Raw genomic sequence first — 14,049 nt, 5'->3', positions numbered from 1 at the left:
AAAGAACAGCTAGGAGTCGGACCGACAGATAGAGGGGGAAAGAATATGAACAAGACCGCAACCAAAGTGACCGTAGAAGATATATTGGTCGCTCATCATACATTAAAAGACGTGGTGCTAAAAACACCGCTGCAAAAAATCCAGATTCTTTCCGAACAATTAGGATGCAATGTTTACGTGAAGCGCGAAGACCTGCAAATCGTTCGCTCATTCAAAATCCGCGGCGCATATAATCTGATTCGCAATTTACCGCAGGAGGATCTTGTACGTGGCGTGGTGTGTGCAAGCGCAGGCAATCATGCACAGGGCGTAGCCTTCTCCTGCCGCTCACTTGGCATTCGCGGCACCATCTTCATGCCGGCAACCACACCGCGCCAGAAGGTATCGCAGGTGAAGCTATTCGGTGGCGATGCGGTCGAAGTCGTACTGACAGGAGATACATTTGACGACTCGTTCGCAGAAGCGATGAAATACACGCAAGAGCACGAACTAACATTTGTTCATCCGTTTGACGATGCGAAGATCATTGCCGGACAAGGCACTGTCGGTATGGAAATCATGGAGGACATTCCAGAGCCTGTCGATTATGTATTCATTGGCATCGGCGGGGGTGGGCTTGCCTCCGGTGTGGGCTCGTATATTAAAAGTATCTCGCCTGCCACAAAAATCATCGGTGTTGAACCGGAAGGCGCACCCTGCATGAAACAGGCATTGGCTCAGAATAAGCCAGTGGCACTTCCCAATATCGATAAGTTCGTAGACGGTGCAGCCGTAAAGCAAGCAGGGGAGTTGACGATGGACATTTGTCGTCAAGTGCTTGATGATATTGTGCTCGTTCCGGAAGGGAAAGTGTGCACAACCATCTTAAACCTGTACAATCAAAACGCAATCGTGGCCGAACCGGCGGGCGCTCTTTCCATTGCGGCGCTTGATTTGTACAGGGAACAGCTGCGCGGCAAAACGATTGTCTGTGTCGTCAGCGGTGGAAACAATGACATCGACCGCATGCAGGAGATTAAGGAGCGGTCGCTCATCTATGAAGGATTGAAACATTACTTTATCATCAATTTTCCGCAGCGTGCAGGAGCACTGCGCGAGTTTCTTGATAACGTGCTCGGACCAAACGATGACATCACCCGTTTCGAGTACACAAAGAAAAACAACAAAGATAACGGACCGGCCCTCGTAGGAATCGAGCTGAAAAAGCCGGAGGACTATGCACCGCTGATCGAACGGCTCGTACAGCGCAATATTGATTACATGGAGATCAACAACAATCCGTCCCTGTTTAACTTGTTGATTTAATTACTTAGGAATCCTCATCCTTAGAAAAAAGCATCTGCTGGGCTTGGCAGATGCTTTTTGTATACTTTTTTCATTAAATAACTAGGGAGGTGAATCCATGATCGCTGAAATATATAACAAAATCTCGCAATCCGGCAGCAATCTCCATGAACGGCTTGAGGATAAGCTGACAGGCGACGTCTTCGGTGCTCTGCGCTACATACCATTTGAGAGTGGGCTTAAGCCCATTCTTTCCCGTACGTTGCTGCATCGTCCAGTGGAACAGCAGCGCTTTGCGGCGGTTCTATCTCAATGCAGCGGATACGACTACAACATTACTTTTTGGAAAAAGGGAAGAGACGGCGAGATCGACATGGTGCTCGAAACAGGACAAGCACTCATCGGCATCGAAGTCAAATACATAAGCGGCCTTTCTTCTGATGATGACATCGATCTATCCGAAGAAGAAAAAGAGGCGGTCAGCATCAACCAACTGGGCCGATATTCCCGTTATATCGGAGAACTGGCGATAAACAAAGCCAAATTCCTGTTATTTTTGGCGCCAGCAAGTATGGGGGTTGCAGTAGTGGATAATGTCCAGGCACGAAATATCCTGCATCTGGCTGTTCCGCTTGGACTTCTTACCTGGCAGGAGGTGCTGCTTGCAGCGTGTGAAGCCGCAGATACTGTGACAGATACAGGACAGAAGCGCGTGCTAGGCGACATCCGGCAACTTCTTACCAAAAAAGGGTTCGAGCCGTTTCGCGGATTCGCATCCGGATTGGAGGCTGTACAATTACCATCCGCATCCTGCGGCTACATGTATAGAAAGAACAAAAGCATACAATGGAACAGCTATGGGACTGTAGGTAAAATAGGGGAGGCACATTATGAATACAGAGGATAAAATTGCTGGACAAAATATTGCGCATGCGATGCGGGTAGTCCTGCAAACGTACCACAACCTTGCCAAGCTTTTCGAAGAGATGGATCGCATCGCAAATGAGGAAGGGTATGTGACGATTACCCCGCGATTTCTTCGCCATAAGTCTGACGTCCAACCGTCGGGCTGGCTAACCAAGGGCTTTATTAAGCTGTATCAAGTGGTGGAGGAGCCGCTCGTTGACAGTGAAAAAGAAGGAAACATGCGCAAGGGCTGTATGTACGGTGTGCGTATTACTTTAGCGGAAGAGGAAACACCTAAAGTGGCAATATGCCGCTACGAATATGAAGAATTCTGGGAGAAGCCGCCCTCCGTGTCAGAGTATTGGATATTCTCGCAGCCGCTGTACAATAAAAATCTCATGAGCATCAGGGAAAAAGATGGGTACATAATCAGTACTCCATTGGATAAAAAGGCGGCAGCTGCCTATAAGAACCTTCATCGTGTCATCTACAAAACAACCGATCTTGTGTCCATTAACTCCGAAGAGGCGATCCGCACCGTTATTCTAAAGGAATTTCACAACCTACGGAGCCTGACAATCTCTCATAAAACAAGTACAATCTAAGAAAGAGCCGCAAGGAAAGGAAGATTTGATGATTTTGAACGAAAAAATCAAAGCAGAGGAAGTTGCACTTACAGGGATCGATGGAGAAGACCTGGGAATTGTAGCAACACGTGAGGCACTGCGTATGGCTAAGGAGGCAGGAGTGGATCTTGTCTGTCTTACGCTCGCATCCAGTCCGCCACCCTGCCAGCTCATTGCCAAACAGGCAGCACAAAAGAAAAAGACCCAGGAAAAGCAAGCACAGAACAAGCAGGCAAAGGGGCCAAAAACCAAAGAACTTCGTCTAAGCGCCTCCATCGAACAGCACGATTATGACACGAAAAAGCGGCAGGCAGAAAAAATCCTCGTGGGAGGCGATTGGGTTCTGTTATCGGTTCGCCTGCAGCGAAAGGAAAGCGAACTGGCCAAGCAGGTTCTCTCCGAACTAATCACAGATTTAGCACACTGTGCCGAGAAGGATAAAGGCTTTCAGGTAAGCGGTAAACAGGTAAGTGTCACGTTGAAACCACGTTCTACATAATATCTGCTGAAGAGGGGAGCTGATCGCATCTAGTAAGAGCACACAATCGCGACTTTAAATACGACTCAGCTCTTCCCTTTCATTATTTTTGAACAGGCGAGATCACCATTTCAACACGTCTGTTTTTTTGTCGATTCTCTTCCGTATCGTTTGGTGCGGCAGGCTTGGTTTCTCCGTATCCCTTTGTCTGAAAGGTCACATTTGAAAATCCGCCAGCCTCTATAAAATAGGCTTCCACCGACTTGGCCCGTTTTTCGGATAGTGCAAGATTGTAGGCATCATCTCCCTTACTATCCGTATGGCCATTGATTTGTACTTTTGCTTGCTTCAGTTTTTTTAATTCACTTCCGATTTCATCCAACACCTTTTTCGCTTCCTCTTTCAATCGACTATCGTCATAGTCAAACAGCAGCGCATCGGGCATTTCAATAGTAACCTGCTTATCATCGGAAGAAACTTTCACCTCATCATGATCAATGCTGAAATCAATCGGTGTCCCGGGCTTGATTGGTTCGCCGGGAGTGATCGGTGTCCCAGGCTTGATTGGCTCACCTGGAGTAATGGGCGTGCCAGGCGTAATCGGTTCACCAGGGGTAATCGGCTTCCCCGGAGTAATCGGTTTCGGCTCGCTCGCTTGTTCATTCGCCGAACCACATGCTGTAAGGCCGAGTGACAAAAGAAGTAAAACTATTCCTATTTTTCTGTACAGGACGAATCCCCTCCATCTCTTTTCCCTATAAAACTCAACATAGTTTGGATATAGATTCCATTTTATTATCGTAAAAATAGAGGTACTCGTAAAATGCCAAAAGACCGCCTGTTTTTTTAAAAATATTCTGATGTAAGCTCTTAGACCTATCGAAATCTATGTGTCTATGGATGGTCTTAGCAATCTCAGCAGGATAAAAGTGAGCAATCGATAAGAAATCATAGTCTATGGTATATGCTATGATGTATAAAACCTTGCACATTGAAAGGAGAAATCAAGATGGCAGACTTAAATAATGTACCGATTGTTAAAGCAGAAATGCTCATTCGCAGACCGGTTGAAGACGTATTTGAAGCATTCATTGAGCCGACAATTACGACAAAATTCTGGTTCACCAAAAGCAGTGGAAGAGTAGAGGCAGGAAGGCATATCCGCTGGGAATGGGAGATGTACGGCGTTGCGGATGATATTTATGTAAAAGAAGTTGAGCAAAACAAGCGGATTCTAATCGAATCATCGGACAACACGATAGTCGAGTGGATATTTACTCCCGAAGCGGATACAGAAACCTTTGTCACGATTACAAACTCGCGATTTACAGGAAGCGAAGAGGAGGTCGTCAATCAAGCCATTGATGCGATGGGAGGATACACAATGGTACTCTGCGGACTAAAGGCGCTTCTTGAACATAACATCACTTTAGACCTTATATCAGACAGAGCACCTTATGCCCATGTAGATTCATTGGAATAGAAGCAAAACAAAGCGGGTGGGCACCCGATCATTTCATCCTAACCCTAAAAACCAATAGATCGTGGCGGCACCTTAAAAATAGAGGCTATTTGCTTTGTTTTTCTTTTTTCGGCCAAATAAAATGACTGAGTGCAATCGCAAGGTCAACCACGACAATTATAGACCACAGCCGCAGGGTCCCAAGCAGAGCTTCTGTTCGCGATGGATCGTCAATGAGCGCGTGCAGTCCAAGTAACAGGCCAGCACCAATTATATAGGCAAATAGATGGCGCACCCAGCTTTTCAAATAATGCTTTGCATGGGCAAAACCGAAGCGCTGCACGGGTTTTGTCCCTTGTTTTGTTACATAGTATTGGAATCGTTCATCCGCCCATTCAATCATGCTTTTTCCAAAGGCAATCGATACACCGATATAAACGGCAGCGATCGCGTGCGCCTGTGTCGCAGTTGCCCCACGGTACAAATCCACGCTGGTGATTAACAATAAAATTAAATCAATAACCGGAGTGAGCGCCAGAAGGAAGAAGCCTATTCTTCTACGCTTGAACACATATCGCGCAAGCAATCCTGCGCCAATCACAACCCAAAACGCAATTTCACAAGCAACAATCAGCCATGCAATAAAATTCAATGTCATACCTCTTTTCAATACAGATGTATTATAAAAATATCGTAGCATTTTGTATTAAATAATACAATTGTATTGTAAAATTGCATGGTTATTTTTTTCTTGCTACAATATAGCCATGCCGAAAAAAATTGACCTTGAAGAAAGAAAAAAAACGATCGCAGAAGCAACCTGGCGTGTGATTTCAAAGAAGGGAATGGAGGGAGCAACCGTCAGAAACATCGCAGAGGAAGCAGGCGTATCCCTCGGGGCTTTGCGCCATTATTTTTCAACGCAAGAAGAGCTGCTTATGTACGCGATGAATCTAGTAAAAGAAAAAGCTGCTGCTCGTATTTATGAAAGGGTAGCACACGATGTACCCCCGAAAGAGAAAATCGTGAATGTTTTGCTTGAGATTGTGCCTGTAAATGACGAAACAAGGGCTGAGATGGAGGTTTGGTTCTCATTTGTCGCTTACTTTAAGCACAAGCAGGACGTGTTTGATGCACAGCACGACGGAATTTTTGCATTAATGAGGAAGCTGATCGACTATTTAGACCAGTGTGAGATACTTAGCAAAACGGCGGATAAGGGTATTGAGACGGAAAGGCTCTATGCCCTCGTTGATGGACTGGCGCTGCATGCGATGCTTGAGCCGCAGCGTGTGAACAGGGAGTGTGTCGCTCGCGTGCTCGTTCATCATATCAATTCGCTTTGCGTAGACGCAGCAGCTACATAAAGAAGAACAACAGCCCAGACCGCCAGCGGTCTGGGTTTTTCATTGAAAAAAGGCACGGGCAGACAGCCATTTTACGCACTCTTTTTCCCCTGCTTGTTTATACTATATAAGCCTGATCGAACGCTAGCAAAATACGAGGTGATGATATGGAGGGAAGCATAAGAATGAAAGAGTTATTTGAACTCACCGGTAAGACAGCCATCGTAACCGGCGGCGGCAGGGGATTAGGCAGACAGATCGCTTTCGCGCTTGCCGAAGCGGGCGCCCGTGTTGTTGTATGCTCTCGTAAGCTCGACGCATGTCAAGCGGTAAGCAAGGAACTGCAGAAGATGGGGAAGCAATCTATCGCGCTTGCATGTGATGTTACGCAGCACGCTGATATCGAGCGTGTTATCGAGGAAACCATGAAGCAATTCGGCACCATCGATATTCTCGTTAACAATAGCGGTATTTCCTGGGTCGCTCCGGTGCTTGCGCTCACTGCCGATAAATGGGACAAAGTAATGGACGTGAATCTAAAGGCAGTCTTTTTATTTTCGCAGGCCGCAGCGAAAATCATGGTAAAAAACGGTGGGGGTAAAATCATTAACATTGCCTCTGTCACCGGATTTGGTGGTTCTCCAGCAAGCTTCATGGATACGATCGCCTATAATACGAGCAAAGGAGCCGTCATCACCTTTACAAAAGATCTGGCAGTAAAGCTTGCACCGCATAATATTCAGGTCAATGCCATTGCACCCGGCTTTTTTCAAACAAAGATTACAGAAGGGCTCAGAGGCAGCATCTATCATAAAATGATTGAACAGATCCCTCAGCGCCGCTTCGGCTCAGACCAGGATCTAAAAGGAACGGCGATCTTTCTTGCATCCGGCGCCTCCGATTATGTCACCGGGCATATTCTTGTGGTCGATGGCGGCATTTCCGCACAGGTATAGGCATAGACCCGTATACTCTACACAAGTTAAGAAAGGCAGGAGATTTTATGTCTGATCAACATACGTTCGATCCGTATGGAACGCTTAAGAAAGTAGGGGGCGCGGTGGAACATCAACTCAACGAATTGATCCATACGCACATCAACAAAAAAGAAATAGCACAGGCAGCCAGTATACAGGCGCAATCCCTCGCTCATTTTATTCTACGATTTCAGGAGTGCATGGAAACACTCTCCATTCCTTTGAACCTGCCTACCAAAAACGATGTGGCCAACGTCGCTAAGCTTACCCTGCAGGTTGAAGAAAAGCTCGATGGACTCGAAGAGCAAGTCGCCAAACTAGCCCGCATGATTGAAAAAACCAAGCAAAATCTACCACAGTTCATTCCCCCTCAACCACCACAGCCAACGCAAACGCCTTCTGCAACTCTTCTAGACTCCTTGCAGACAGAATGGGCAAGCTTAAAAAGCGAAATTGCGAAGTTTCACACAGCAAAAAAAGAAGTGGAGATACTTAAAACCATTCTCGAAGTAAGCTTGATCTTTCATCCCTTTCTCTCTACCAAAGCATCCAACGCCAGCACCGAAAAACCACACCCGTGAAAAGAGGCGGAAGTATGAGCACAGATAAAGGAGGAGAACGCCGACGCTGGGGAGCGTTCTTTCGTTCATGGACCCATCCACAGCCGGAGCCGTGGAACACGCCGCGCACAGCTATATGGAAGAAGAACAAAGCCACACTCTGGCATTATCCCGCTGTTCGCAAGATCTATCAGGTGCCGGTATTCCTTATCTACTCATTGGTAAACCGGCCCATCATTCTTGATCTTGCACCTGGCTATAGTATGGTTGAAGCTTTTGTGACAAGCGGCTTCGATGTATATTTGCTTGATTTCGGTATTCCTGGTTATGAAGATAAGGATCTTACAATGGACGATTATATCGTAGATTACATCCAAAAAGGCGTGCAGCGGGCGCTGCGCCATGCGGATGTTGTTGACATTACCGTTATTGGATATTGCCTGGGCGGTACATTCGCGGCGATGTATGCGGCGATCGCTGCGGAGCCTATTAAGAATCTCATTCTCTCCGTAGCGCCTATCGACTTTACCACTTCACCGGTGCTTGACGCATGGGGTGAGGCGCTGCGTGAGGGAGATATCGACTTTGATTTATTCATCCAAGCATATGGAATTATTCCCGCACGTTCCATGGAAGCCGGTATGCGCCTGCTTACATCCCCTGTGTATTACAGTCCGTATCTCTCTTTGCTTGAGAGGGCTGATGATCCTCAATATGTAGAGAAATGGCGCCGTTTTAACGATTGGACAAGAGGTCATATTCCGTTTGCCGGAGCTGCGCTGCGTCAGATGCTTCATGACCTCGGCAAAGAAAATAAGCTGGTCAAAGGAACGCTTACCATCCGCGGAAAACCGGCCCACCTTGCTTCCATTCACGCAAATACATTGGTCATCGCCGCCAACCAAGACCGCTTAGTGCCTAAGGAAGTCAGCTTACCCATAATGGATTTGATTTCAAGTGCAGATAAGACATTTCATCTTCTTCCCGGGGGGCATACTGCACTGAAAGCAAAAGGAGTACTGCCCGATTATTTGGCAGCCTGGCTGCCAAAACGATCCCATCCGATAAACAAGACCAATACGTAATATGATAAAGGAGTGAGAGAGATGCATATACATCCTGCGGCTGCGCAGCACCCAAATTATGACTCCTGTATCGTCTATATGGGATTTGCAGCAATCGTATTCCGTAGTTTTTTCGGGAGTTAATACGCGGTGGTGCACATCTGACTAGCACTCTATAGCATAGAGATAACGGCATACCATTACATGCGCAATCCATAAGAAATCTCAATCTATTTTGCATGCTATAATGGTTGTGGTATTTACTTATATGAGGGAGTGAAAAAGTCGATGATAAGTAAAGTCGGGCAAATCATGTTATATGTAAACAACCAAGATGAGGCAGCGAATTTTTGGACAGAAAAAGTAGGATTTAGTATAATTTCTGAAGAAAATAATGAGCAAGGAATGAGATGGATTGAAATTGCTCCAGCAAAGGGCGTAGAAACAAGCATCATTTTGCATAATAAGGAATTCGTTGCAAAAATGTCACCTGGATTAAATCTTGGTACCCCTTCTTTACTGTTTTTTTCAGAAAATCTTGATGAATTACGTAGTCACTTATCAAATCAAAATATTAAAGTTGGAGAAATTGTAACTATGCCTTCTGGTAGAGTATTTAACTTTGCAGATAACGAAGAAAATTACTTTGCTGTAATGGAAAAAAAATAAATCTCCAAGCTTATCATACCTTTTATGGTACTGAGAACTGAACCAACATCCATTTTAGGCGGCCGACAGGAATAGTCAGCCGCTATTTTTTATTTATGCCACTAGCGGGCAGATTAGCAAAAGAAGGAAAAAACTGCATCTTTGTTAAATAGCACAGTAAGTCTTCTGAGAGGAGGAACTTAACCGTTCATGGAATTATCGAAATCTCAGCTTTTGGCTATCAAACACTTCACAAAGTATGCAAGGGACCATAAATACAAATCTCAAGCAACAATCAATCACATACTTACCATGTCTAATCTCTCAAAAAAAGACTATGAAAAAGCGGTTGGTAATATAAAAACGAAAGCAAAAATAGGGCTGCATTTTCATCCAGACAGACCAGATATCACTATGAAAAGCGTTGCTGAAGCATTGCTAGAGCAAGGAATATATAAGAGCCAGTTTGAAACAGGGATATCTAATGGAAGCGTATCGGCTTACCCCGGCGGGGAACGGGACCTTTGGGAAGAGAAAATGTATGGAGGCGCTTATCAACTGGATGGTACAACGAACGACCAGCGCCCTAAATATGGTGCGCTGAATTTGATGTTACACCCGGATGGACCTGCCCCGCGCTTTGGTTCCTGCTATTTTCTGCTTTCCCCTAATGTTTCTAGACGCTCTACGTATACGTATTTGGATTCGCATCAAAACCCAAAAGAAAAGGGAACATATGAAGAATTTGACATGATTGTGGCTGCACTCTTTGAAGAGTCGTTCATAAGGGATGTTGCCATTGGAGAAAAAAATCTGACACCAGGAAGATTAATGCATCATCTACTGACCAATCTTGACAGTCCGTTCATCACACCCTCGGCGAACAAAGAGCCAAGCCGCAATCTTAATCACTATATTGAAGCCCAGGTTCATGGGGATATTTCGCTTAAAGATGATGTGGAAGTACTTGTTGCAGACCCTTCATTCAAGGACACCCATATAGGAAGGACTTTAGAAAAAATTTGCCGTACGTATTCCATAGATCTTTATTGGCATATGGGCTTTGTGCTTATGACAGATGAGGTCCCTGTAGATTTTCGAGGGAAATCAATGCCCTCCCTAGCAAAACGCATTTCCCAAAATAATTATATTGATGCGAGCATCATTGGATCTGCTGTCATAGATGTAAAACGAAATTCAGAATCCTGGAGGGATCGCGGAACGTCTAAGGAAGTACTTCAGGAGTTAAAACTGTTGTGGCACGTGTTAGTGAGATATGGAAAGCCATATCATCTATTGATTAATAAAGCAATAAACCGGGAAACGTAGAAAAGATAGGACAAAGAAAAGCGGAGGAGGCTATATGGATAAACACGAAAAGTTGGAGCAGGAGATGGCCCATCTTCTCACCGAAGGAAAGATGAAAAGCGAAGACCCGAATACCGCAGCCGTAAAGCGCCTGCCTGCTCGATACGAAGTGCGCATTCAGACCATGACAGACCCGATTGCGGAAGAGACGAAAATCTACCGGAGCATGGCGGAAGAAATCGATGATCGTTACGATAAATATGCGAATAAAACCACTTTAGTTAAGAGAGGTGAGACGATGAAGGAAAAGAAGAAACAGCCGGATCTTATCGAGTCATTGGATAAGAACTATGAACGCCCGGCTGATCGTGAGCAGGAACGTGACACAGGCCGAGTAGAGGGCTTAAACGTGTACGAACAAGCCTATCGAGAAGAAAAGGAATAAGCATGCATGCGAAAAGCTGCCGGAGACTGTGTATCTATCCGGCGGCTTTTTACTATGTGGAAGGTTTTGTATACCCATCCACTTTCCTCTATACTATAAAAGAGAAAAAATAAACGATAGGGAGAGGATTACATATGTCATATGAAGAAGAGGAGGCTCTCGCGCCAGGATGGGAAGCTATCAATCACGCCTTCGCCACCTTGTATCCGCATCAGGAACCGAAACATTACGGCACATTAATCAAATATGCATTTGGCGGACCCGACCCGCTGGATGGGATCAGTGCATACACCGCAGAAGAGCCTATACCTCACTGGCATTTTGTTACCTATGGATTCTCCGAGCTTTACGAAAAGGAATCTGAAGATACTGAATACAGCGGTTTTGGATTTGAACTCACATTTCGTCTGAGAAAAGACATAGCGGAAGAAGAGCCGCCCAGATGGGCACTCCACTTCTTACAGAATATCGGCCGCTATGTGTTCCAATCCGGTAATGTATTCGCACAGGGGCATTATATGGATCTTAACGGACCGATAGCTGTGGAAGAGAATACAACGATTCGAGCCATTACCTTCGTTATGGACCCGCAGCTAGAACCTCTACATACACCGAATGGGCGCGTTGAATTGCTTCAGGTAGTAGGCATTACACCAGATGAACTTACTGCCATTCAATCATGGAGCGGCACGTCATTTCTCCCCCTTCTTGCTACAAATAATCCGCAATTCATAACGGACTTATCGCGAGCATCTGTGCTGCATGATCCAGCTATCCAGCAGAAAGTAGAAGAGGGGATTGCAGCGGAAGGATCAAGTACAGGTGTGCTATTTGTTGATCAGCTTGACTGGCAGGAACAGAAAAAACTACTCGCCAAAAACAAATTTCATATAGCAATCGGGGCCAAACAAGCGAACCTGATTGGAACGATTCTGGCCAGCCGCATCCGCAATGGGAAATCACTCGCCCTAGCCGGCACAGAAAATCATATTTCTTTCGTATCAAGCGAGCAAAACCGGGTGGAGGGTACTCCGGAAGATGTGACGATTTATATCCGATCCGACACAGCCGATGAGATAGCCGCTGCCCTATCTCCTAAAGAACAATCCATCGAGCTTCCCTCGTGGAAGCAGCTTATCGTCCATATTGTAAAAACAGAGATTCGTAACCAGCAGGGAGAAATTGTTGAAGTGATTGGATAAATACAGAACAATATAGAGGAGGAATCATGGAGCCTACCGTACTTATCGAAGAATCGTCGCCGCTTTGCCCAATGGTAGCTTTTGTAGAGGAATCAAATCAGTGTGTGTATTTTTACTTGATGGAGCATGCCGCTGAAGAAAGAAGCCTTCGAGCGGTATGGGTATGTAATTACGGGAAGGCACCTGCTGAGATTTCTACAGAAGATATGGAGAGAGGGCTGCCCCCACGCTTGCCGGCTTCGCTTTGTGCTCATCCTGAAGGGGCGGATGCGCTTGATCCTGATAAACTTAGGATCATCTGGTTTGAAGAAGGCGATGCGGCAGCCCTTTTGTATGAGGAAGAGATTCTTGCGATCATTCCGGGCTGGGGCGGGAATCGTGAATATCCGGGCTATGCTCGTGATTGTATAGACTTCTCACCTTATGCGATGCCGCTTGGCAGCCCAGCGGAAAATCGACTATTCGATCGGGTAGAACGCGCGAGACAATTTTTTCAGAGTTGGGATGAGGAAAGCTGGCCGCGCCTGCAGGAAAGTCTTCTTACGGCCATCGAAGGACGCCTTGGCTCACATGATCGTTATTATGCCATTGATGGAGGAGATTGGCCTCCAAAAGCAATGGTAACGATGGAACAGGACGACATCACATATGCTGTCACGCTGGGTGTTTCCGCTGTTCCACAGCCGCTTGTTGAACAATATACAGAAGAGCCGGAGCTATGGCGGCGCATCGAATTGGCTCTGTCTCTTCCAACAAGCGTACTGCAAAAAAATGAAAGCGGCATCCTCGAATACCTGAGCGGTCTGCCTCTTATTCCTTGGCATCAGATTACATATCTCGGCCATACACACACAATTGACTGTGATGCATTCTCAGTATTTGATGAACGCTTTACAGCAGTTATGCTTGTGCATGCCCCTCCATCAGCACCGGAAATTCCTTTTGCCCCATACCGGGGAGACCGTGTCTGTCTTCTCTGGGTAGTTCCCATCACAGCGGAGGAACATGCGTATGCAATGCAGAACGGAGGCACTGCCTTACTACAGAAGGTAAAACCGGAAGCAGCAGATACATTGTGGTTATGTAATGGCAAGGTCAAATTCGATGTATAATACCAGAGTAAGTTATTGATTCATAAAACAAAAGAAAACAGGAGCACGTATCAGTGTGCTCCTGTTTTCTTTTTTATAAAAGAGTCATTCGATGCATACACTTAATTGACAATGATAATTTTTATCAACTAGAATATATACGTACATAGTCAGTAAGGGAGAGATGGCGATGTTTATCGAGACGAAGACGATCATTGTTACAGAAGGGGCCGCTGAGCAGGTTGTCCAACGCTTCAGTCAGTCGGGGGCAATTGAGCAATCAGAAGGGTTTATTGACTTAAGTGTACTGGTTAAGAAGATACCGCGGGGTGATGAGGAGGTCGTCGTCATGATTCGTTGGGACAGCGAAGCAGCTTGGAAGAAATGGGAGATGAGCGATGCGCACTGAGAAGGACACAGACAAAGCCGTGGCAAGCCGAAACCGGAGTATATGATTAGCTCTACGCATAGTGTCTACGAAGTAAAAGCCATCAAGAAATAGCTTTTAGCGTTTTTATTCTATTGATTCAGGGAAATTGATAAGGTAAGACCTAAATCAGCGACAGGCACTCACGTCTTACGGATGAGTGTCGCTACATAACTCGTTTAAAATGAGTGGCTTACGCACACCATAACATGGAAAGCTCTAACA

At 45.8% G+C, this 14,049-nt stretch carries 16 protein-coding genes and 1 pseudogene; 15 read left to right on the top strand and 2 right to left on the bottom strand.

The window, feature by feature from the left end:
* Window positions 1-45: 45 nt before the first annotated feature.
* The 4 genes from ilvA to infC all read left to right on the top strand — a co-directional run bounded on the left by ilvA (window position 46) and on the right by infC (window position 3,315).
* Entirely contained in the window at window positions 46-1,305 is a 1,260-nt protein-coding gene (ilvA, locus tag AB3351_RS05430) for a threonine ammonia-lyase IlvA (protein ID WP_371146096.1), read from the top strand.
* A 97-nt stretch (window positions 1,306-1,402) separates the two neighbouring features.
* The gene (locus tag AB3351_RS05425; RefSeq protein ID WP_371146095.1) at window positions 1,403-2,191 is read left to right on the top strand and encodes a hypothetical protein; all 789 of its coding nucleotides are present in this window, start codon (window positions 1,403-1,405) and stop codon (window positions 2,189-2,191) included.
* Window positions 2,175-2,795 carry a hypothetical protein gene (locus AB3351_RS05420; RefSeq protein ID WP_371146094.1) on the top strand — a complete coding sequence of 207 codons (621 nt, stop codon included), beginning with the start codon at window positions 2,175-2,177 and terminating at the stop codon, window positions 2,793-2,795. The genes AB3351_RS05425 and AB3351_RS05420 overlap by 17 nt, the downstream gene beginning before the upstream one ends.
* Window positions 2,796-2,823: 28 nt before the next feature.
* Entirely contained in the window at window positions 2,824-3,315 is a 492-nt protein-coding gene (gene infC, locus AB3351_RS05415) for a translation initiation factor IF-3 (RefSeq protein WP_371146093.1), read from the top strand.
* Window positions 3,316-3,397: 82 nt separating this feature from the next.
* Here infC and AB3351_RS05410 read toward each other — a convergent pair whose 3' ends face one another.
* Entirely contained in the window at window positions 3,398-3,991 is a 594-nt protein-coding gene (locus AB3351_RS05410) for an OmpA family protein (RefSeq protein ID WP_371146092.1), read from the bottom strand.
* 312 nt (window positions 3,992-4,303) lie between these two features.
* Here AB3351_RS05410 and AB3351_RS05405 point away from each other — a divergent pair, with 312 nt between their 5' ends.
* The gene (locus AB3351_RS05405) at window positions 4,304-4,777 is read left to right on the top strand and encodes an SRPBCC family protein (protein WP_371146091.1); all 474 of its coding nucleotides are present in this window, start codon (window positions 4,304-4,306) and stop codon (window positions 4,775-4,777) included.
* A gap of 85 nt (window positions 4,778-4,862) precedes the next feature.
* On the opposite strand, the gene AB3351_RS05400 is transcribed toward AB3351_RS05405, so the two are convergent.
* Window positions 4,863-5,408 (bottom strand): hypothetical protein, encoded by a 546-nt coding sequence (locus tag AB3351_RS05400; protein WP_371146090.1) that lies wholly within the window; start codon window positions 5,406-5,408, stop codon window positions 4,863-4,865.
* Between the two features lie 115 nt (window positions 5,409-5,523).
* Here AB3351_RS05400 and AB3351_RS05395 point away from each other — a divergent pair, with 115 nt between their 5' ends.
* The 10 genes and pseudogenes from AB3351_RS05395 to AB3351_RS05350 all read left to right on the top strand — a co-directional run bounded on the left by AB3351_RS05395 (window position 5,524) and on the right by AB3351_RS05350 (window position 13,899).
* Window positions 5,524-6,123, top strand: coding sequence for a TetR/AcrR family transcriptional regulator (locus AB3351_RS05395; protein WP_371146089.1), 600 nt, complete (start codon window positions 5,524-5,526; stop codon window positions 6,121-6,123).
* A 158-nt stretch (window positions 6,124-6,281) separates the two neighbouring features.
* Window positions 6,282-7,058 carry an SDR family oxidoreductase gene (locus AB3351_RS05390; protein ID WP_371146273.1) on the top strand — a complete coding sequence of 259 codons (777 nt, stop codon included), beginning with the start codon at window positions 6,282-6,284 and terminating at the stop codon, window positions 7,056-7,058.
* Between the two features lie 47 nt (window positions 7,059-7,105).
* Entirely contained in the window at window positions 7,106-7,660 is a 555-nt protein-coding gene (locus tag AB3351_RS05385) for a hypothetical protein (RefSeq protein ID WP_371146088.1), read from the top strand.
* 14 nt (window positions 7,661-7,674) lie between these two features.
* Window positions 7,675-8,724, top strand: coding sequence for an alpha/beta fold hydrolase (locus tag AB3351_RS05380; protein ID WP_371146087.1), 1,050 nt, complete (start codon window positions 7,675-7,677; stop codon window positions 8,722-8,724).
* Between the two features lie 267 nt (window positions 8,725-8,991).
* A complete protein-coding gene (locus tag AB3351_RS05375; protein WP_371146086.1) occupies window positions 8,992-9,372 on the top strand; it encodes a VOC family protein in 381 nt (126 codons plus the stop codon).
* Window positions 9,373-9,561: 189 nt separating this feature from the next.
* Window positions 9,562-10,680: a DUF3626 domain-containing protein gene (locus AB3351_RS05370; RefSeq protein ID WP_371146085.1), complete on the top strand. Its 1,119-nt coding sequence runs from the start codon at window positions 9,562-9,564 to the stop codon at window positions 10,678-10,680.
* Window positions 10,681-10,714: 34 nt separating this feature from the next.
* Window positions 10,715-11,104 carry a hypothetical protein gene (locus AB3351_RS05365; RefSeq protein WP_371146084.1) on the top strand — a complete coding sequence of 130 codons (390 nt, stop codon included), beginning with the start codon at window positions 10,715-10,717 and terminating at the stop codon, window positions 11,102-11,104.
* A gap of 134 nt (window positions 11,105-11,238) precedes the next feature.
* On the top strand, window positions 11,239-12,306 hold the full coding sequence (locus AB3351_RS05360; protein ID WP_371146083.1) for a suppressor of fused domain protein: 1,068 nt from the start codon (window positions 11,239-11,241) through the stop codon (window positions 12,304-12,306).
* 26 nt (window positions 12,307-12,332) lie between these two features.
* A complete protein-coding gene (locus tag AB3351_RS05355; RefSeq protein ID WP_371146082.1) occupies window positions 12,333-13,418 on the top strand; it encodes a suppressor of fused domain protein in 1,086 nt (361 codons plus the stop codon).
* A 169-nt stretch (window positions 13,419-13,587) separates the two neighbouring features.
* Window positions 13,588-13,899, top strand: a pseudogene (locus tag AB3351_RS05350) (antibiotic biosynthesis monooxygenase family protein).
* The last annotated feature ends 150 nt before the right edge of the window (window positions 13,900-14,049 follow it).

The organism is Aneurinibacillus sp. REN35 (assembly GCF_041379945.2).
Taxonomy (GTDB): domain Bacteria; phylum Bacillota; class Bacilli; order Aneurinibacillales; family Aneurinibacillaceae; genus Aneurinibacillus.
Note: the sequence above shows the minus strand (reverse complement) of the source record. Positions and strands in the feature narration are given on the sequence as shown.